Consider the following 19,234-nt stretch of genomic DNA (forward strand, 5'->3'; position numbering starts at 1 on the left):
CGCACCATCATGCTCTGTAGTCGGGTGATTACGCAACGTTGTCCCTCAAATACTCACAGGCCGGGACTATCGGGCCTACCTGGGCAAAGGCCGCAGGTCAGTTGCCTGAAACACCGGCCGAACCCCCCGTAAACCGGCACAATCAATCTGGGCGAAGCGTGACCTTCTCCAAGGGCGACCGCCTCTTCCCTTCGCGTACCCTGCTCAGGTGACCTCCTGGATGCGCAGACGCGATCACAACATCTTCGCCAATGCGACGTCGTTGCTGATCTGCGGATTACTCGCCGGCGTCGTCGTCGCGGCCGCCGCCTTCCCGGCCGCCGCCATGTCCGGCCTGGCCGCCAAGGCCGGCGGGCAGACGTTCGCGGACCTGCCCAGTGAGCTCAAGGACTTCAGTTCCCCGCAGATCACGCGCATCTATGCATCCGACAACAAGACCCAGGTCGCGCAGTTCTACGACGAGTTCCGCAGTGACGTACCGCTGAAGGACATGTCGAAGTACATGCCGGCGGCGATCATCGCGGCCGAGGACCGGGAGTTCTACCACCACAACGGCGTCGACCTCAAGGGCGTCGCCCGCGCCATGGTCAGCAACAACAACGGCAAGTCCAAGCAGGGCGCCTCGACCATCACCATGCAGTGGGTGCGCATGTCGCTGGCCTACTCGGCGACCAACCCGCAAGAGGTCGTCGACGCCACCAAGGACACGCCGAAACGCAAGATCACCGAGATGAAGTACGCCCTTCAGGTGGAGAAGGAGCTCTCGAAGGACCAGATCGTCGAGCGCTACCTGAACATCGCACCCTTCGGCAACCAGGCGTACGGCGTCTTCGCGGCCAGCCAGATCTACTTCAACAAGAAGCCGAAGGACCTCACGATCGGCCAGGCCGCGATGCTCGCCGGCATGGTCAAGGCGCCGACCAGCTTCAACCCGACCAGCACTGAGGGTTACGACCAGATCCTCCAGCGCCGCAACAACTACGTCATCCCCGGCATGGTCGAGATGGGCGTCATCACCCAGGCCGAGGCCGACAAGGCGATGAAGGAGCCCATCCCGCGCCAGGTCAAGCCGGTCGGCAACGGCTGCGTCTCGGTCGCCAAGAACGCCTGGGGCTTCTTCTGCGACTACTTCTACCGCTGGTGGATGGGCCGCGAGGAGTTCGGTGAGACGGTGTACGACCGGGAGCGTCGCCTGAAGAGCGGCGGCTACCGCATCACCACGACGATGGACATCAAGGCGCAGGACGCGGCCCGCAAGAGCATCTCCGACAAGATCTCCGACAAGGACAAGGACGCCCTGCTGATCGCCGCGGTCGAGCCCGGCGACGGCAAGGTGCGCGCCCTGGCCGCCAACCGCCGCTACAAGCTGGACGACCCGGCCAACCCGCAGAACAAGATCTCTTCAGACCCGAAAAAGGCCAAGAAGGGCGTACGCGGCACCTACCCCAACACCACGAACCCGCTGCTGAGCGGCGGCGGGGACATCACCGGTTACCAGGCCGGCTCGGTGTTCAAGATGTTCACCATGGTCGCGGCCCTGGAGAAGGGCTACCCCCTCGGCTACACGATCAATGCCCCGAAGCAGTACAAATCCGGGTACATCATTGATTCGAACAACCCGTCCGCCTGCGATGGCACGCACTTCTGGTGCCCCGGCAACGCGGGCGAGGGCGAGGCCGGCGTCTACAACATGTGGACCGGCTTCGGTAACTCGGTGAACACGTTCTTCGTCCCGCTCGAGGAACGCGTGGGCGCCGAGAACGTGGTGGCCGTCGCCAAGCGCTTCGGCGTCCAGTTCCGCGTCTCCTACCCCGACGCCCAGTTCGCGAACGACCCGGTCGCGGCCAACCAGTGGGGCGCCTTCACCCTGGGCGTCTCGGCCTCGACCCCGCTCGACATGGCCAACGCGTACGCGACCCTGGCCGGCGACGGCATGTACTGCGAGCCCACCCCGATCGAGCAGATCTCCAGCCAGGACGGCGAAAAACTCGACATCGGCAAGTCCCACTGCATCCGAGCCACCAGCAAGGACGTGGCCCGCGCCGCCCTGGACGCGGCCCGCTGCCCGGTAGGCGACTCGGCCCAGCTGGGCCAGTGCCACGGCACCACGGCCGGCCAGACCCACGGCGAGGTCAAGCACCCGGTCTTCGGCAAGACCGGCACCACCGACCACGACAAGACCGCGGCCCTGATCGCCGGCACGACGTCCCTGGTGGTGGCGGGCTACCTGGTAAACCCGGACTACCAGGACCACCCCGACCGCATGTCGCACGGCATCGTGAACCCCGCGGTCTGGAACACCCTGGGCGACTTCATGGACGGCAAGCCGAAGGTCCAGTTCAAGACACCCGAGAACAAGAAGATCGCGGTAGGCGACCAGCGCTCGATCCCCGACGTAACCTGCGACTCGATCGACAGCGCCCGAGACCGCCTGGAGGGCGCCGGCTTCGACGTAACGGTGGGCGGCGAAACAGATTCGTCCTGCCCCGCCGGAACCGCGGCCGGCACCAACCCGAGCGGCCGCACCATCAAGGGCGGCGTAGTCGTGATCGAGAAGAGCAACGGCAAGACCAACAAGCCCGAGCAGCCGGAAACCCCCGGCCTGCCCACCGCGATCCCCACCAGACCAAGACGCTGACCAGCGAATGAGGAAGGGGCGGCGCCGTTCGGCACCGCCCCTTCTTCCGTTTGTGAAGGTGTTGTGTGCGGGGTAGCCGCCGGCCGACCGCCCCACCTAAGTTCAAGATCATGAAGGCGATCCGCATCTGGCTGGCCATCTTCGTAGTCGGCCTGGTCCTCTCCGGCGTGACAGCGTTCCCGCTGGTGACCGAGGTCCGCCTGCTGGCCGACGTCCTGCATCAGATCCCGGCCCCCGAAGCGCTGCGTACCTTCATCGACCACGTGCGAGACGGCCTTGTGGTGACCGGCGAGAGCTACCCGTTCATCGCCTACGGAACCGATTGGCTGGCGTTCGCGCACCTGGCGATAGCCATGGCATTCATCGGCCCCTGGCGCGATCCCGTCCGCAACATCTGGGTCATCGAGTGGGCGATGCTCTGCTGCATCGCGATCGTCCCGCTGGCCCTGATAGCCGGCCCGATCCGCCACCTGCCGTGGTGGTGGCTACCGATCGACATATCTTTCGGCGTCTTCGGCATCGTCCCGCTGCTGATCGTGCGGCGTTTGATAAGGCGCCTCGACGGTCAGCGGAAGCGGGCCGCGAAGAACTCGCCCCAGTAATCCGGCTCGATGCTGATGCTTCCGGCCGCGACGATCCGGCCGCGACTGTCCTCGGCCAGGGCCGCCAGATAGGTGCCGCTGGAGCCGAAGCGGGTGGCGAGCACGCCGTCGGTGCCGAAGCTGCGGTCGAGGGTGCCGTTCGAGTGGTAACGCGCCAGCGTGAGCGCTTCCCCGGCCGCACCGACCAGCAGCTTGCTGCCCTGGGCCAGCACGGCGGTGGCGGTGGCGTTGTCCATCTCGGTGGTCACCAGGCCGCCGGTGCCGAACGACCGGTCCAGCCGGCCGTCCGGTCGGTACCGGGCGAGCGCGACAGTGGAACTCACCGAGCTCGTGCTGTGGCGACCGGCGGCGACGAGCCGGCCGGCGGCGTCGACGAGAAGGGCGGACGGCTGGTCGGCTCCGCCGAAGTCCGTGACCACCAGGCCGCCGTCACCGAAGCCGCGGTCCAGGGTGCCGTTCGTGTTGTAGCGCGCCAGCCCGAAGTCGAAGCCGTCCCGCTCGGTCTCGCCGGTGACGACGATTTTGCCGTCCTTCTGCAGCACCAGAGCGGTAGCCGAGCTGGCTCCACCGAACTTCGTCACCACCCGGCCGCCGACGCCGAAGCTGGTGTCCAGCCGGCCGTCCACGTGATAGCGGGCCAGCGCGAAGTCGACGCTGACCGGGTACAGCGCGGTGCTCCCGGCCACCACGATCTTGCCGTCCCGCTGTCGCACCATGGCTTTCCCGACGTCGACCGTGCCACCGAAGTCGGTGTGCACCTTCCCGCCGCTGCCGAAGGCCGAATCCAGGGTGCCGTCCCGGCAGTAACGAGCCAGGGCGAAGTCGGAGTCGAGGTTGTCCGCCGTGACGGCGCGGCCGGCCGCGACCACGGCGCCATCGGGCTGCCCGGCCACCGCGTACGCGTCGTCGGCTGAGCCGAAGAAGTCCGTCGTCACCTTCCCGCCGGAGCCGAAGCTCGAATCCGGGCGCCCGTCGGTGGTGTACCGGGCCACGCCGAAGTCCGAAGTACCCATGCCCGCGACGATCCGGCTGGCCGTACCGGCGACGACCGGCTTGTCGTTCTGCACCAGCAGGGCCCGGCCCTCGTCGATGAACTCGGCGAAGTCGGTGCTGACGATGCCGCCGCTGCCGAACGAGAGGTCCAGCCCGAAGGTGCGGGCCTGGGCGGGAGCAGCCGCGACCAAGGCGCCGACGAGAGGCGCGACGGCCAGGACGGCGACGGAGAACGGCCGTCGCGGGGATTTCATGGTGAAACGTGCCGGGTGGTGCGGGATGGGTCGCATGCGGCGAGGCTCCGCCCCAGCACGAAGAGTGTCAATGAAACAAGCCCGAAACAGCCCCAGAAGGCATTCAGGGCCGGTCTCCCTGAACGGAAGACCGGCCCTGACGTGCAACTACTTTGGTCGGGGTAGCCGGATTTGAACCGACGGCCTCTTCGTCCCGAACGAAGCGCGCTACCAAGCTGCGCCATACCCCGAGCTGCCAGGAAATACTATCCGACGCCTCCACGATCCCGAAATCGGTATACCCCCTCGCAGCAAAACCGCAGGTCAGCGCGGTATAAGCGTCAGCACCGAGGCTTCCGGGCGGCAGGCGAAGCGGATCGGGGCGGTGGGGTGGGTGCCCAGGCCGGCCGAGACGTGCAGCCAGGCGTCCGAGCCGGGCCAGCGGTGCAGGCCCTTGGCCATCGACTGCGGCAGGTCGCAGTTCGTGGTCAGCGCCCCGTAGAACGGCACACAAACCTGACCGCCGTGGGTGTGGCCGGCCAGCAGCAGCGCGAAGCCGTCCGCCGCCATGGCGTTCAGCACCCGGGACGCCGGCGTGTGCGTCACCCCGATGTGCAGGTCGGCGCCGCCGGAGATGGGGCCCGCCACCGAGGGGTAGTCGTCCTGCTCCACGTGCGGGTCGTCCACGCCGGCCAACTCGATGGAGCGGCCGCCGGCCTTGATCACCGTGCGGGCGTTGTTCAGGTCGGCCCAGCCGGCGTCCACGAAGCCGGCGCGCAGGTCCTCGGTGGGCAGGTCGACGCCCTGCACGTACTCCCGCTCGCCGGGCAGGACGTAGCGCAGCGGGTTCTTCAGGACCGGGCCTCGGTAGTCGTTCGAGCCGAAGACGAAGGCGCCGGGCACCGACAGGAACGGGTCGAGCGCCCGCAGCACGCCGGGCACCGCTTCAGGGTCGGACAGGTTGTCGCCGGTCACCACGACCAGGTCGGGATCGGTGCCGCCGAGGGACGCCACCCAGTCCTGTTTGCGGCGCTGGCCGGGCATCATGTGCAGGTCGGAGATGTGCAGAATGCGCAGCGGCTCGGCGTCCGGCTCCAGGACCGGCACATCGAAGCGGCGCAGCGTGAACATGTTCCGCTCGATCAGCGAGGAATAGGCGAACGTGGCGGCTCCGGCGGCTATCACACCGGCGGCCAGGCCGATAAAGGGGCGCTTACGCATGACGGCAAGAGTAGTTTCTCCGTCCATGGGAACGCTGAAAGACCGCCTGAACGATGACCTGCACACCGCGATGAAGTCCCGCGACGAGCTCACCACCGCCACGCTGCGGATGACGCTGGCCGCGGTGCGCAACGCCGAGGTGGCCGGCAGCCAGGCCCGCGCGCTCTCCGACGACGAGGTGCTGGCGGTGCTCAGCAAGGAGTCCAAGAAGCGGCGCGAGGCGGCGACCGCGTTCGCCGACGCGGGGCGCGGCGAGCAGGCGGCCAAGGAGCGGTCCGAGGGCGAGATCATCGATCGGTACCTGCCGAAACAGCTCAGCGACGACGAGATCGCCGAGGTGGTCGCGGGGGCGCTCACGGCGGGCGGCTTCAGCGGGAAGGCCCAGATGGGCCCGGCCATGAAGGCCGCCCAGGCGGCCGTCGCGGGGCGTGCGGAAGGCGGGCGCGTGGCGGCTGAGGTGCGGCGACAGCTGAGTATCTGAATCGTACGCGCGAGGGCCTCCCACCACCGCAACCGCGGGGCTGGATGGCTCGCGAGCGAAAAGCACCCCGTCCCTCAACTCGGCGAAGTGTCAACCGATGTGCAGCCCATGAACTGCACCAACTGTGGTTCGGCCCTGATCGCGCCGACCGGCTACTGCGGCACCTGCGGTCAGCCGACGTCCTCCCCGGCGTCGGCCCCGCCCGCCTGGCCCTCGGCCGACACCGACGTGACCACCCAGTTCTCGGCCATCCACCCGCACGCCGAGCCACAGGTTCCGCCGGTCTCGCCGGCCCCGGTGTACCCACCGCCGCCCAACCCGCCGGCGTACGGCGCCCCGCCCAGCGGGCTCCCGTTCGGCGCCGCCCCGACGTCCACGCCGCCGTACGGCGGCCCGCCGGCCCCGCCCCAGTTCGGCGGCCCGCCGCAGTACAACGCCCCACCGGCGCCCCCGTACGGCCCGGCCGGCCAGTCCTTCGGCGCAATCCCGGCGCCGTACGCACCGCCGCCGAACCTGCCGTTCGACGCCGCGCCGACCCAGCAGTTCGGGGCCGTTCCCGGCGCCGCCCCGTATCAGCCGTACCCGGCTCCGCCGCCCTACCCGTACGGCCCGCCGCCGGCGCAGGCCCCCAACCGGCTCAGCATCGTCGCGTTCGTGCTGGCCGTGGTCGCGTTCCTGGTCCTGCCGATCCTCTTCGGCCCGGCCGCCATCGTGTGCGGCATCGTCGCTCGCCGCCGCGGCGAGAGCCTCGGCCAGTGGGCGATCGCGGCCGGTGTGCTCGGCATGTGCCTGGGATTCGCCTCGGGCCTGGTGTTCTCGCTGATCGGCTGACGCGACCGGAAAAGACAAGACCCGGGGGCCGGCTTCACGCCGTACCCCCGGGTCGTTGTTTTCGGGCTTTAAAGCGCGAGTTGCGGTCGCACCGGGACCGATGCCACCGACGGGCCGACGGTCCGGCCGGGCAGCTGCTGCTGGGGCACCGCGTAGGGGCCGAGCATGGTTTCGACGGCGGGTGCGATGGCCGGGCGGCCGTTGAGCTGGATGAGGCGGGCGGCGCGGGCGAGGGAGCCGGTCTCGCCGTCGCGGAAGCCTTCGCGGTAACCCTTCTCGTAGCGTTCGCCGCGACCGAGGGCCCGGCCGAGGGCGAAGCAGGATGAGCCGGCGAGTGCGATGAGGAAGAACAATGCGAAGGGTGTCACGGAAATGTTCCTTCCGAGTAATTAGCACCAATTAGGCGAAAAGTACCCCAAAAGGATCTCGCATGTAGTAGCCCGCGGATCAAGTACGCGGATGGGTGATCATCGGTGTTCGACAAGCTGTGTGAGCAGGCGCGACGGCAGCTCCTCGGCGTCCGTCGGCCGGCACAGGTGATAGCCCTGGCCATAGCCGCAACCCAGCCGGCGTAACGCCTCCCACTGCGCCGCGTTCTCGATTCCCTCGGCCACCGTGCGCAGCCCGAGGATCTGCGCGAGTTCGACGATCGTGCGTACCAGCGCGAGATCCTCGCCGGTCAGCTCGGCCCGCGCGATGAACGCTCGGTCTATCTTCAGCTCGTCCACCGGCAGTTCCCGCAGGTAGGCCAGCGACGAATAACCGGTGCCGAAGTCGTCGATCGACAACTGCACGCCCAGGCTGCGCAGCGTGCTCAGCGCCGCCTTGCCCAGGTCGGGCTCGCTCATCAGCACCGACTCGGTCAGCTCCAGGGTCACCGCGCTGGACGGCAGGCCGGCGATCGCCAGCGCCCGCATCACGGTGTCGGCGAACCGCGGATGCATCAGCTGATGCCCCGACACGTTGACGTTGAGGCCCAGGTCGGGGAACTCTCGTCGCCATTGGGCCACCTGCTTGGCGCTGCTCTCCAGCACCCACTGGCCGATGTCGACGATCAGCCCGAACTCCTCGGCGATCGGGATGAAGTCGACCGGCGAGACGAACCCGCGGGTCGGGCTGTGCCAGCGGATCAGCGCCTCGACGCCGGTCGGCGCGCCGTCGGCCAGCCGGATCAGCGGCTGGTACTGCAGCCGGAACTCGCCCTCACGCAGCGCCCGCTGCAGATCACCGCGCAGGCTCAGGTGGTCGAGCGCCTCGGCGTGCATGTACGGCTCGTAGACCAGAACCCGGCCCGGCCCGTCCTTCTTGGCCCGGTACATCGCCACGTCGGCGTTGTGCAGCAGGGTCTCGGACTTCTCGGCGTCCTCGCGGGAGATGGCGACGCCGACGCTGGCCCCGATGAAGATCTCCCGGCCGGCCACCCGGAACGGCTCCTTGATCGCGGCGACGACCCGCTCGCCGACGATGGTGGCGGCCTCCATCGGGGAATCGTGCAGCAGCGCCGCGAACTCGTCACCGCCCAGGCGGGCGGTGGTGTCGCTGGCCCGCACGCAACCGCGCAGCCGCCGGGCGACCAGCGCCAGCAGCTGGTCACCGGCCTCGTGGCCGAGGCTGTCGTTGACCGCCTTGAACCGGTCCAGGTCGATGAAGAGAACGCTGGTCGGGTCGGCCGAGGTGCCGCGGGAGGACAGCACCCGGTTGAGGATCTTGAGGAAGAGGGCCCGGTTCGGCAGGCCGGTGACCGGGTCGTGGTGCGCCTCGCGGACCGCCTCGACGGTCTTCGCGTCGGTCAGTGCCAGGCTCACCTGCTGCGCGAACGCGGCCAGTTGGTCGCGCTGCTCGGTGTACTGATCGGTGGCGCCGGGCAGGTGGGCCACCAGGCAGCCGGCCATCTCGCCGGTCACCCGCACCGGGGCGGCGATCACCGTACCGGTCGCATCCGGCCGGATCACCACCGTGCCGGCCGCCATCGCGGCCCGAGCCGCCCCTTCCGGCTGGGGTTCGCCGTCGGTCCCGCCGCAGGTCGACGCCACACTCAGGCGCCGATCCGGGCCGCCCTCGGCCAGCAGCAGCGCCACCGTGGCCCCGTCCAGCAGCTCGCACGCCCCGCCGGTCACCGCGTCCAGGATCTCCGGCAGCGGTCGCCGCGCCGAGATCGCCCGCTGGATGGTCAGCAGCGACTCGACCAGCCGCTGGCGGGTCTGCGCGGAGGTCGCCTGCCGTTCCTTCTCGGCGCGCAGGTGCCGCTCGGCCGCCAGCACCCGGATGCTGCGCAGCGCCAGGCCGAGGACCTGGGCCATGCCCTGCAGCATCTGCCGTTCCTCGGGGCTGAACGGTTGATCCAGCCGGGCCACGATCAGTGCATCCGCCGGCTCCCCGCCCAGCGGGTTGGGTGCGGCGTGCAGCTCGCCGACGCCGGTCACGTCGAGCAGGCTCTCGCCCGCCGCCACCGCGAGCAGCCCGGCCTCCGGGACGATCGGCCCGAAGCCGTACGCCCCGAGGACCTTGCCCTCCCGCACGACCGCGCCGACCTCGGCCTCGACCATCTCGGTGGCGCGCTCGACCGCGCTGATGATCGCCGTTTGCTCGTCCTCGGCCGCGTTGACCGCGGTGAAGAACTCGGTGAGCAGGTGTGTTGACCAGGTCATCATGCCGTCATGCCAGAGCGAGGGTGACCAGGGTGAGGTGGTGCACTCCGCTCGCGCCGCGCACCCGCGCGATCTCGCCGGAGGTGTAGAAACCGGCGAACGGCGCACCGTGCAGGGCGTCCCGCATGACCGCGATCTCCTCGTCCACCCCGCCCTCCATCAGGCCGACCCGGCGGCCCGCGCAGTCGAAGGCGAGCACCCCCAGCGGGGCGAGCCCGTCGAGCCGGGCCAGCGCCTCGGTGCACGACCAGGTGGCGCCGTCGAGCAGCGCCTGCCGGTCCGCCTCCATCAGCCAGACCAGCGCACCCTGCGGGATGTCCGCGGTGCCCCAGACCGAGCGTTCCTCGTCGTCGCCGGCGTGCAGCACCCGGATGTCCTCGCCGTTGCGCCGGGACAGTCCGAGCGGCTGCAACTGGCGGCCCTGGTGGAAGAACTCGTCGGCGGTGCCCTCGAAGTTGTTGCGGCGCAGCAGGACGTCCAGCGCCGGCTCGTCGTCGAGCAGGAAGATGTGCGCGCCCTGGCTCTTCGTGACGATCATCGGCGGCTCGATCCGGCGCCAGCCGTGCGCGACGCCGATGCCGATCGGCCCGTCCGAACCGAGCGCGAGCCCGACCACCGAGTTGGTCAGCACCTCGTCGCCGTAGAACTGGTAGGTCCGCTCGAAGCGCCGGTCGTCCGCGCCGAACCCGCCGACCAGCGGAACGGTCGCGCCGATGCTGGAGTACGCACCCCGGACGATGTCGTGCGGATGCCCGGTGAGCCCGTCGCAGAACAGCACCAGCACCTTGTGGTCGTCGTGCAGCCCGCGCAGCGACTCGGCCGCCGCGGCACCGGCCGCGCGCGGATCGGACTCGTGGATGTGCGCCGCCCGGGTGTGCACCGTGAAGCCGTCGCCGCCGAGCGCGGCCACCGCGACCCCGCCGACGGTCAGCCCGCCGTTGCCGAGCTCGCCCATGGTGGTGCTGCCGACGATCGCGGCGTCCGGGCCGACCTCCGCCCGCACCCCGCTGATCAGGGCCGGCAGGTCGTGCGCCACCGAGGCGAAGACGACGACGGCCTTGGGCACGCGGCCACCGATCGCTTCCGCCGCGGCCTCGGCACCGGCCTTGGTGGAGTCCGCAGCGCTGCTCTGCCCAGCGCCGAACCACCGATGCGGATTGCTCAGCATGATCTTCTGATCGGCACGGTTTGTCGGTTGCTGAGTGGTTGCGTGTGGGGTGCTGTCATCCGTCCCGGAGCGGCCTGAGAGGCTAGACCCTTGTGACCTCCTCTGAAGATCTGGCCCGGCGGGTCCGCGACGTGAGCCGGCTGACCGGCGAGTTCGTTCTCCGTTCCGGCCGCACCGCCACCGAGTATTTCGACAAGTACCAGTTCGAGGCCGACCCGGAGCTGCTCGATCAGCTGGCCGAGCGGATGGCGGTGCTGATCCCCGAGGGCACCGAGGTGCTGGCCGGGCTGGAGATGGGCGGCATCGCGGTGGTGACCGCGCTGGCCCGGCACGCGAAACTGCCCACCGCGTTCGTCCGCAAGCAGGCCAAGCAGTACGGCACGGCCCGGCTGTCCGAGGGCGCCGAGGTAGCCGGCCGCCGGGTGCTGGTGGTCGAGGACGTCGTGACGTCGGGCGGCCAGGTGGTCATCTCCACCGGCGAGCTGCGCAAGCTGGGCGCGCACGTGGACCACGCGCTGTGTGTGATCGACCGCCAGGAGGGCGGCGCCCAGGCCCTGGCGGCCGACGGCATCACCCTGCGAGCCCTGCTGACCAGGGAAGACCTCAGCTAGGCGGTTACTTCATCTCCGCAGCGATCAGCTCGGCGATCTGGAGAGTGTTGAGCGCGGCGCCCTTGCGCATGTTGTCGCCGGTGACGAACAGGTCAAGGGCCCGCGGGTCGTCCATCGCCCGGCGGATGCGGCCCACCCAGCTGGGGTCGGTGCCGACCGCGTCGATCGGCATCGGGAACTCGCCGGCCTCGGGGTCGTCGACCAGGATCACGCCGGGCGCCCCGCGCAGCGCTTGCCGGGCGCCGTCCGCGGTGACCTCGGAGCCGAAGACCGCGTGCACCGCGATCGAGTGGCCGGTCACCACCGGCACGCGCACGCAGGTGGCGGAGACCTTCAACGCCTGCAACTCGAGGATCTTGCGGGACTCGTTGCGCAGCTTGAGCTCCTCGGACGACCAGCCGAGCGGCTCGAGCGCACCCGACCAGGGCACCACGTTGAGCGCGAGCGGTGCCGAGAACGGGCCCAGGTCGTCGCCGACCGCCTGCCGCACGTTGCCCGGCCGGGAGCCCAGCGAGCGGTCGCCGGCCACCTTGCTGAGCTGGTCGTGCAGGGTGTCCACACCGACCTGGCCGGCACCCGAGGCGGCCTGGTAGGAGGCGAGCACCAGCTCGCGCAGGCCGTACTCCCGGTGCAGCGGGGCGATCGCCATCATCATCGCCATCACCGTGCAGTTGGCGTTGGAGACGATGTTGCGGGGCCGGTCGCGCAGCGCGTCCTTGTTGACCTCGGGCACCACCAGCGGAACGTCCGGGTCCATCCGGAAGGCGGCCGAGTTGTCCACCACGGTCACGCCGCGGGCGGTCGCGATCGGCGCCCACTCCCGCGACACGTCGTCGGGCACGTCGAACATGGCGACGTCGACGCCGTCGAACGCCTCCGGCGTCAGCTCGCGCACGGTCAGCCGCTCGCCGCGGCAGCTCAACTCCTTGCCGGCCGACCGGGCCGTGGCGAGCAACCGGATCTCCCCCCAGACGTTGCGCCGGGAGGAGAGCAGTTCGAGCATGACTGTCCCGACGGAGCCGGTGGCTCCGACGACGGCGAGCGTCGGCTGCGCCATCTGAGCTCTTACCGCCCGGTCCCGCCGTACACCACGGCCTGCTCGCTGCCGCCCAGCTCGAACTGGTCGTGCACGGCGCGGACGGCGGTGTCGAGGTCGGTGTCGCGGCAGACCACGGAGACCCGGATCTCGGAGGTCGAGATCATCTCGATGTTGACGCCGGCCTCACCGATGCAGGCGAAGAAGGAGGCGGCCACGCCCGGGTGCGAGCGCATGCCCGCGCCGATCAGCGACACCTTGCCGACGTGGTCGTCGAAGAGCAGGCCCTTGAACTTGATCTTTTCCTTGATCTTGTCGAGCGCCGTCATCGCGGTGGGGCCGTCGGCCTTCGGCAGAGTGAAGGAGATGTCGGTGCGGCCGGTGCCCTCGGTCGAGATGTTCTGCACGATCATGTCGATGTTGATCTCGGCCTGGGCCACTGTATTGAAGATGTGGCCGGCCGCGCCCGGCTCGTCGGGCACGCCGACGATCGTGATCTTGGCCTCGCTCCGCTCGTGGGCGACCCCGGTGATCAGCGCTTGTTCCACAGAAGGGTCCTCCATCGATCCGGTAACCAGAGTGCCGGGCTTGTTGGAATACGAAGAGCGTACGTGGATCGGCACCTTGAAGCGGCGGGCGTACTCCACGCATCGCAACATCAGCACCTTCGCCCCACCGGCGGCGAGCTCGAGCATCTCCTCGTAGGTGATCTGCTTGATGTGCTGCGCGTCCGGGACGATCCGGGGGTCGGCGGTGAAGACGCCGTCGACGTCGGTGTAGATCTCGCAGACGTCGGCGTGCAGGGCCGCCGCCAGCGCCACCGCCGTGGTGTCCGAACCGCCGCGGCCCAGGGTGGTGATGTCCTTGGTGTCCTGCGAGACGCCCTGGAAGCCGGCCACGATGCAGATCGCGCCCTCGTCCAGCGCCGACCGCAGCCGGCCCGGGGTGACGTCGATGATCCGCGCCTTGCCGTGCGTCGAGGTGGTCAGCACGCCGGCCTGCGATCCGGTGTAGGACCGGGCCTCGTAGCCCAGGTTGTGGATCGCCATCGCGAGCAGCGCCATCGAGATGCGCTCGCCGGCGGTCAACAGCATGTCGAGCTCACGGCCGGGCGGCAGCGGGCTCACCTGGTTGGCCAGGTCGAGCAGCTCGTCGGTGGTGTCGCCCATCGCGGACACCACGACCACCACGTCGTCGCCGGCCTTGCGGGCGGCCACGATGCGCTCCGCCACCCGCTTGATGCGCTCGGCGGTCGCGACGGACGAGCCACCGTACTTCTGCACCACCAGTGCCACGGGGGTAACCATTCCTTCGCTCGAAACCGGCGGTGCCGGCCAGGACAATCGCAACCACCCTAGCTGCGACACCGTCCGAGTCCGACAGGCGATCCCAGGATTCGGCCCTCGCCCGCGCGACACGCCAGTGTTCGACTACGACCGGTTCGGCCGGTGGAGGCGAGAATGTCTCGGTGCGCCCACACTTGCTGCCCATGTCCGCCGCCGCCCTGTTGGTGGGCTGCATCGCGGCCTGCGGCGGCAGCCCGGAGGCGGCCCCCACGCCGTCCGCCTCCCCGACGACCGGCGGCAACACCGCCCCGGACGCCCGCTCCGGCTTGGCCGCCACCGCCGCGCTGGCCGCCGACAAGGCGTACGCGGCGCTCTACACGCTGGACGACGACGGCAGCGGCCGGCAGCACAACGTGGTGGCCACCATCGCCGCCGACGGCACCTGGCGGGTCGATGTGAGCGACGCCATGCTGGGCGACACCACCGACGTGTCGATCGTCTCCACCGCGGCCGGCGTCTACCAGTGCACGGTCTCCTCGCCGAGCAACCCGGTCACGCCCACCTGCGTCAAGGTGGCGCCGGCCGGCAAGCGCGTGGCGAAGAACTACTCGCCGCAGGTCGAGCGGCTGTTCCGGCAGTGGCTCCCGGTTTTCCGGGACCGGCAGTCGGCCCTCTCGGTGACCGAGGTGCAGCCGCTGTCCGGCGCCCAGGGCATCTGTTACTCGATCGACTCGATCGCCGCCTCGATCAAGGCGCCGGTCGACATCGGCATCTACTGCTACGCCGCCGACGGTGTGCTGACCGCGGCGCGGGTCGGCTTCGGTGTGCTCAAGCTGGTCAGCCAGGTGGCCGGCCCGAAGACCGTGGCCCTGCCCGGCTCCGAGGTGCCCGGCCCGGCGATGGGTCAGGACGCGCTGCCACCGCCGGCGGTCGACCCGACCCCGTCCGGCCTGACCCCCTCGGCCCTCACCCCGTCGGCGTGAATCTGGCGTTCCCACGATCCGGGCGTAGAGTTAGCTACGTCCGAGTTGATCACGTAGGGTGATTTTCGACATGTGGCAGACGCTCCTCCTTCGCTGCCGCGACGAGGCCCCATTCCAGGCCGGCACCTCGTCGCGGAGTTGACGCGCGCCCGCCTCCCAGGTCTCGCCTTTCAGGAGCATCCACATGTCCAACCCCTTTGACACTCAGCGCCCCAGTGCCATGCCGTTCGAGCGCTACCTGCCGTACCAGAAGCAGTTCGCCGTTGATCTGCCCGACCGGCAGTGGCCGACGAAGGTCACCGAGACCGCCCCTCGCTGGTGCGCGGTCGACCTGCGGGACGGCAACCAGGCCCTGATCGACCCGATGTCCCCCGAGCGCAAGAAGCGCATGTTCATGCTGCTGGTGCAGATGGGCTACAAGGAGATCGAGGTCGGCTTCCCGGCGGCGTCGCAGACCGACTACGACTTCATCCGCCAGCTGATCGAGCAGGACCTGATCCCGGACGACGTCACCGTCCAGGTGCTGACCCAGTGCCGGGAACACCTGATCGAGCGCACCTTCGAGTCGCTGCGCGGCGCCAAGCGGGCCATCGTGCACTTCTACAACTCGACGTCGGTGCTGCAGCGGCGGGTCGTCTTCGGCCTGGACAAGGACGGCATCACCGACATCGCCACCAGCGGCGCCCGGTTCTGCCAGAAGTACGCGGAGATCTACACCCCGGACACCGAGATCTTCTACGAGTACTCCCCCGAGTCCTACACGGGCACCGAGCTGGAGTACGCACTGGAGGTCTGCTCGGCGGTCATCGACGTGATCAACCCGACGCCCGATCGCCCGCTCATCATCAACCTGCCGGCCACCGTCGAGATGGCCACGCCCAACGTCTACGCCGACTCGATCGAGTGGATGCACCGGCACCTGCCCCGCCGCGAGTCGGTGGTGCTGTCGCTTCACCCGCACAACGACCGCGGCACCGGCGTGGCCGCCGCCGAACTGGGCCTGCTGGCCGGCGCCGACCGCATCGAGGGGTGCCTGTTCGGCAACGGCGAGCGCACCGGCAACGTCGACCTGGTCACCCTGGGTCTGAACATGTTCTCCCAGGGCATCGACCCACAGATCAACTTCTCGAACATCGACGAGATCAAACGTACGGTCGAGTACTGCAACCAGCTGCCGGTGCACGAGCGGCACCCGTACGTGGGTGACCTGGTCTACACGTCGTTCTCTGGCTCGCACCAGGACGCGATCAACAAGGGCTTCGCCTGGCTGAAGTCGGATGCCGACGCGGCCGGCGTAGAGGTCGACGAGTTCACCTGGGGCGTGCCCTACCTGCCGATCGACCCGAAGGACGTGGGCCGCAGCTACGAGGCGGTCATCCGGGTCAACTCGCAGTCCGGCAAGGGCGGCGTGGCGTACATCATGAAGGAAGAGCACAAGCTGGAGCTGCCGCGGCGGCTGCAGATCGAGTTCTCCGGCGTGGTGCAGCATCACACCGACGAGGAGGGCGGCGAGGTCTCCCCGCAGCAGATGTGGGACATCTTCGCGGCTGAATACCTGGTCGAGAACCAGATCGCCAGCGCCTTCAAGATCGAGGGCTACAGCACGGCCACGGTCGACGGCAAGGTCGAGATCGACCTCGAGGTCTTCCACCGCGGCGTCCGGCGACCGCTGGTCGGCGTCGGTAACGGCCCGATCGACGCGTTCGTGCAGGCGGTGCAGCCGCTGGGCGTTCAGGCCCGGGTGCTGGACTACCAGGAGCACGCGATGACCGCGGGTGAGAACGCCCAGGCCGCGGCGTACGTCGAGGTTGAGGTCGGCGACCGGACAGTGTGGGGCGTAGGCATCGACGCGAACATCGTGAGCGCCTCGATCAAGGCCGTAACCAGCGCGATCAACCGCGCCCGCTGACGACACGCCCGCGCGCCGCCCACCCGGACGGCGCGCGGGATGATCCACTCACGGGTGATCGACCCGGACAGAACGGGCACGCCACTCCTATCCTGAGGCCGTGCCCCCTCACAGTCCTCGATGGACCCTGTTCGTTGCCGCCGCCGCCCTGACCCTCGCCACCACCGCGTGCGACCAGGTCAAGATCGACGTCGGCCCCTTCCCGACCGAAACCGCGACCACCTCCACCCCCGGATCCGGATCGAGCGGCGGTGGTGGCAACGCCGAAGCCGAGCTCGACAAGCTGAAGGTCGCCACGGCCGGCAAGATGACGGGCTACAGCCGGGAGAAGTTCCCGCACTGGACCAGCACCGGCAGCAACTGCGACACCCGCGACGCGGTGCTCAAGCGGGACGGCACCAAGGTGAAGTTCTCCGGCTGCAACGTGGTGGCCGGCACCTGGAAGAGCGTCTACGACGGCAAGACGATCACCTCGCCGACCCAGGTGGACATCGACCATGTGGTGCCGCTGGCCAACGCCTGGCGCTCCGGAGCGGCCGCGTGGACCACCGATCAGCGCAAGGCCTTCGCGAACGACCTGGACGATCCGCAGCTCGTGGCGGTGTCGGCGTCGTCCAACCGGTCCAAGGGCGACCAGGACCCGTCCACCTGGAAGCCGACCGACACCAGCGCGTGGTGCGAGTATGCGCAAGACTGGATCGCGGTGAAGACCAAGTTCAAGCTCACGGTCACCACCAAAGAGAAGTCCGCCCTCGCCGACATGCTGGAGAAGTGCTGATGAGCGACCCAGCCACACCCCCGACCGAGACGGCGCCCACCGCGCCGTCGTCCGCCGCGCCGTCGTCCGCCGAGGCGTCGTCCACTGCGCCGTCGCCCTCCGCGTCCTCGGCCGCAACCGGGCCGGCCGCCGAGGCGGCATCTATCAGGCCGGCCGCCCCGGGAACCGCGAGCGGCGGACCGTCGGCCGCCGCGACCACGCCCGCCCCGGCCACGCCCGCCGCCACCGCACCGAGTGCTGAACCCGCAGGCGGGCCGGCCGCAGCGGCTGCCGCGCCCGCGGCCGCCGCCGTGGACTCGGCCGCGACCAAGATCGCCGGCGCGCCGGACCTCACGACCGACATCACCGCGGGCCAGGGCGGTGTGATGACCGACGAGGTCGGCGTCGTCACCGGCGATCTGACCCTGCGGACCGAGGTCAGCGGCAGCGAGGTGACCGTGCGGGTGCAGTACAAAGAGGCCGACGAGTGGTATGCGGTGACCGGCGCCAAGGCCTCGGTGCAGGACCCGGCCGACGCCGCCGCGATCCACCAGGTCGCGGTCGGCATCCTGAACCGCCCGGACGAGGGCTGATAGCAGGCGCAGACCTTGAAGAGTTCCTGTTCGCAGCGAACGGGAACTCGACAGGTTCGAAGGCTGCCGGGCCGAGAAACGTCGGCGGCGGGTCTGACCGCGCGGCCGGGACGGCGGTAATTCGGCGGGAACGGTGCTCCGGCCGTACAAAAGAATGAGCCGGCGCCGATGGACGGCGCCGGCTCATCGCTTGTTTTTCAGGCCGGCGTCGACGCCGGGCGGCGGCCGGCCACGACCTCTTCCTCGACCACCGGGAAGTGGCACGCGGTCAGGTGGGACGCCGGGTCGTCGAGGCGGGTGACCAGCGGCGGTTCCTCGGTCGCGCAGATGTCCTGCGCCTTCCAGCAACGGGTGCGGAAGCGGCAACCCGAGGGCGGGTTGATCGGGCTGGGCACGTCGCCGGTGAGCAGGACGCGCTCGCGCTGCGCGCGATCACGCCGGGCCGGGTCCGGCACCGGGACCGCCGACATCAGGGCGACCGTGTACGGGTGACGCGGGTTCTTGTAGAGCTCGTCGCGTTCGGCGATCTCCACGACCTTGCCCAGGTACATGACCGCTACCCGGTTCGAGATGTGCCGGACCACCGACAGGTCGTGCGCGATGAAGACGAAGGTCAGGTCGAACTCGCGCTGCAGGTCGTCGAGCAGGTTGACGACCTGCGCCTGGATCGACACGTCCAGCGCCGACACCGGCTCGTCCGCGACGATCATCTTGGGGCGCAGGGCGAGCGCGCGGGCGATGCCGATGCGCTGGCGCTGGCCGCCGGAGAACTCGTGCGGGTAGCGGTTGTAGTGCTCGGGGTTGAGGCCGACCAGCTCGAGCAGTTCCTGCACGGCCTTCTTGGTGCCCTGCGGGGTGGGCATGTCCTGGATCTGCAGCGGCGCCGAGATGATCGAGCCGACCGTGTGCCGCGGGTTCAGCGACGAGTACGGGTCCTGGAAGATCATCTGGACGTCGCGGCGCAGCGGCCGCATCTGCGAGACGGACTTGTGGCTGATGTCCTGGCCCTCGAAGATGATCTTGCCGGCGGTCGGCTCCAGGATGCGGGTGAACAGCCGCCCGGCCGTCGACTTGCCGCAGCCCGACTCGCCCACCAGGCCGAGCGTCTCGCCGGCCTTCACCTGCAGATCGATGCCGTCGACCGCACGCACGGCGCCGACCTGCCGCTTCAGCAGGCCCTTCGTGATCGGGAAGTGTTTCTCCAGCCCCGACACCTCGAGCAGGTTCTCGCTCATCGTTCTCTC

At 69.5% G+C, this 19,234-nt stretch carries 17 protein-coding genes and 1 tRNA gene; 9 read left to right on the top strand and 9 right to left on the bottom strand.

All coding sequences use genetic code 11. From position 1 onward, the window contains the following. The first annotated feature begins 220 nt into the window (after window positions 1–220). Together Ato02nite_RS34080 and Ato02nite_RS34085 are read left to right on the top strand one after the other, a co-directional pair. Complete coding sequence (locus Ato02nite_RS34080) at window positions 221–2,638, top strand: transglycosylase domain-containing protein (RefSeq protein ID WP_213010872.1); 2,418 nt, start codon at window positions 221–223, stop codon at window positions 2,636–2,638. Between the two features lie 110 nt (window positions 2,639–2,748). After that, window positions 2,749–3,240, top strand: coding sequence for a hypothetical protein (locus Ato02nite_RS34085; RefSeq protein ID WP_213010799.1), 492 nt, complete (start codon window positions 2,749–2,751; stop codon window positions 3,238–3,240). Here the strand turns inward: Ato02nite_RS34085 and Ato02nite_RS34090 are convergent. The 3 genes from Ato02nite_RS34090 to Ato02nite_RS34100 form a co-directional block, all read right to left on the bottom strand. Beyond that, window positions 3,204–4,523, bottom strand: a complete 1,320-nt coding sequence (locus Ato02nite_RS34090) for a delta-60 repeat domain-containing protein (RefSeq protein WP_213010800.1) — start codon at window positions 4,521–4,523, stop codon at window positions 3,204–3,206. The two genes, Ato02nite_RS34085 and Ato02nite_RS34090, sit on opposite strands and share 37 nt — an antisense overlap. 117 nt (window positions 4,524–4,640) lie before the next feature. Next, window positions 4,641–4,717: transfer RNA gene (locus tag Ato02nite_RS34095), tRNA-Pro, on the bottom strand. Between the two features lie 73 nt (window positions 4,718–4,790). Continuing rightward, window positions 4,791–5,687, bottom strand: a complete 897-nt coding sequence (locus Ato02nite_RS34100; protein WP_213010801.1) for a metallophosphoesterase — start codon at window positions 5,685–5,687, stop codon at window positions 4,791–4,793. Between the two features lie 25 nt (window positions 5,688–5,712). Between Ato02nite_RS34100 and Ato02nite_RS34105 the strand changes: the two genes are divergently transcribed. Both Ato02nite_RS34105 and Ato02nite_RS34110 read left to right on the top strand, forming a co-directional pair. Next, a complete protein-coding gene (locus tag Ato02nite_RS34105; RefSeq protein WP_213010802.1) occupies window positions 5,713–6,168 on the top strand; it encodes a GatB/YqeY domain-containing protein in 456 nt (151 codons plus the stop codon). A gap of 108 nt (window positions 6,169–6,276) precedes the next feature. Then, window positions 6,277–6,999: a DUF4190 domain-containing protein gene (locus Ato02nite_RS34110; protein ID WP_213010803.1), complete on the top strand. Its 723-nt coding sequence runs from the start codon at window positions 6,277–6,279 to the stop codon at window positions 6,997–6,999. A gap of 68 nt (window positions 7,000–7,067) precedes the next feature. Here the strand turns inward: Ato02nite_RS34110 and Ato02nite_RS34115 are convergent, their stop codons facing one another. From Ato02nite_RS34115 to Ato02nite_RS34125, 3 genes are all read right to left on the bottom strand, one after another. Then, window positions 7,068–7,367, bottom strand: a complete 300-nt coding sequence (locus Ato02nite_RS34115; RefSeq protein WP_203813024.1) for a hypothetical protein — start codon at window positions 7,365–7,367, stop codon at window positions 7,068–7,070. A 99-nt stretch (window positions 7,368–7,466) separates the two neighbouring features. Then, window positions 7,467–9,650 carry a putative bifunctional diguanylate cyclase/phosphodiesterase gene (locus tag Ato02nite_RS34120; RefSeq protein WP_213010804.1) on the bottom strand — a complete coding sequence of 728 codons (2,184 nt, stop codon included), beginning with the start codon at window positions 9,648–9,650 and terminating at the stop codon, window positions 7,467–7,469. 4 nt (window positions 9,651–9,654) lie between these two features. Further along, entirely contained in the window at window positions 9,655–10,815 is a 1,161-nt protein-coding gene (locus tag Ato02nite_RS34125; protein WP_213010805.1) for an FIST signal transduction protein, read from the bottom strand. Between the two features lie 92 nt (window positions 10,816–10,907). Between Ato02nite_RS34125 and pyrE the strand changes: the two genes are divergently transcribed. Then, window positions 10,908–11,426: an orotate phosphoribosyltransferase gene (gene pyrE / locus Ato02nite_RS34130; RefSeq protein WP_213010806.1), complete on the top strand. Its 519-nt coding sequence runs from the start codon at window positions 10,908–10,910 to the stop codon at window positions 11,424–11,426. 4 nt (window positions 11,427–11,430) lie between these two features. Here pyrE and Ato02nite_RS34135 read toward each other — a convergent pair whose 3' ends face one another. Together Ato02nite_RS34135 and Ato02nite_RS34140 are read right to left on the bottom strand one after the other, a co-directional pair. Continuing rightward, a complete protein-coding gene (locus Ato02nite_RS34135) occupies window positions 11,431–12,483 on the bottom strand; it encodes an aspartate-semialdehyde dehydrogenase (RefSeq protein ID WP_213010807.1) in 1,053 nt (350 codons plus the stop codon). Between the two features lie 8 nt (window positions 12,484–12,491). Further along, entirely contained in the window at window positions 12,492–13,757 is a 1,266-nt protein-coding gene (locus Ato02nite_RS34140) for an aspartate kinase (protein ID WP_203813018.1), read from the bottom strand. 194 nt (window positions 13,758–13,951) lie between these two features. Between Ato02nite_RS34140 and Ato02nite_RS34145 the strand changes: the two genes are divergently transcribed. From Ato02nite_RS34145 to Ato02nite_RS51990, 4 genes are all read left to right on the top strand, one after another. Beyond that, on the top strand, window positions 13,952–14,731 hold the full coding sequence (locus Ato02nite_RS34145; protein WP_213010808.1) for a hypothetical protein: 780 nt from the start codon (window positions 13,952–13,954) through the stop codon (window positions 14,729–14,731). 184 nt (window positions 14,732–14,915) lie between these two features. Further along, window positions 14,916–16,640: a 2-isopropylmalate synthase gene (gene leuA / locus Ato02nite_RS34150; protein ID WP_213010809.1), complete on the top strand. Its 1,725-nt coding sequence runs from the start codon at window positions 14,916–14,918 to the stop codon at window positions 16,638–16,640. Window positions 16,641–16,740: 100 nt separating this feature from the next. Continuing rightward, the gene (locus tag Ato02nite_RS34155) at window positions 16,741–17,418 is read left to right on the top strand and encodes an HNH endonuclease family protein (protein ID WP_246607782.1); all 678 of its coding nucleotides are present in this window, start codon (window positions 16,741–16,743) and stop codon (window positions 17,416–17,418) included. Next, the gene (locus Ato02nite_RS51990) at window positions 17,418–17,990 is read left to right on the top strand and encodes a hypothetical protein (RefSeq protein ID WP_438873092.1); all 573 of its coding nucleotides are present in this window, start codon (window positions 17,418–17,420) and stop codon (window positions 17,988–17,990) included. The genes Ato02nite_RS34155 and Ato02nite_RS51990 overlap by 1 nt, the downstream gene beginning before the upstream one ends. Before the next feature lie 197 nt (window positions 17,991–18,187). On the opposite strand, the gene Ato02nite_RS34165 is transcribed toward Ato02nite_RS51990, so the two are convergent. After that, window positions 18,188–19,225: an ABC transporter ATP-binding protein gene (locus Ato02nite_RS34165; protein WP_213010810.1), complete on the bottom strand. Its 1,038-nt coding sequence runs from the start codon at window positions 19,223–19,225 to the stop codon at window positions 18,188–18,190. Window positions 19,226–19,234 lie beyond the last annotated feature (9 nt).

Source organism: Paractinoplanes toevensis, from assembly GCF_018332695.1.
Taxonomy (GTDB): Bacteria; Actinomycetota; Actinomycetes; order Mycobacteriales; family Micromonosporaceae; genus Actinoplanes; species Actinoplanes toevensis.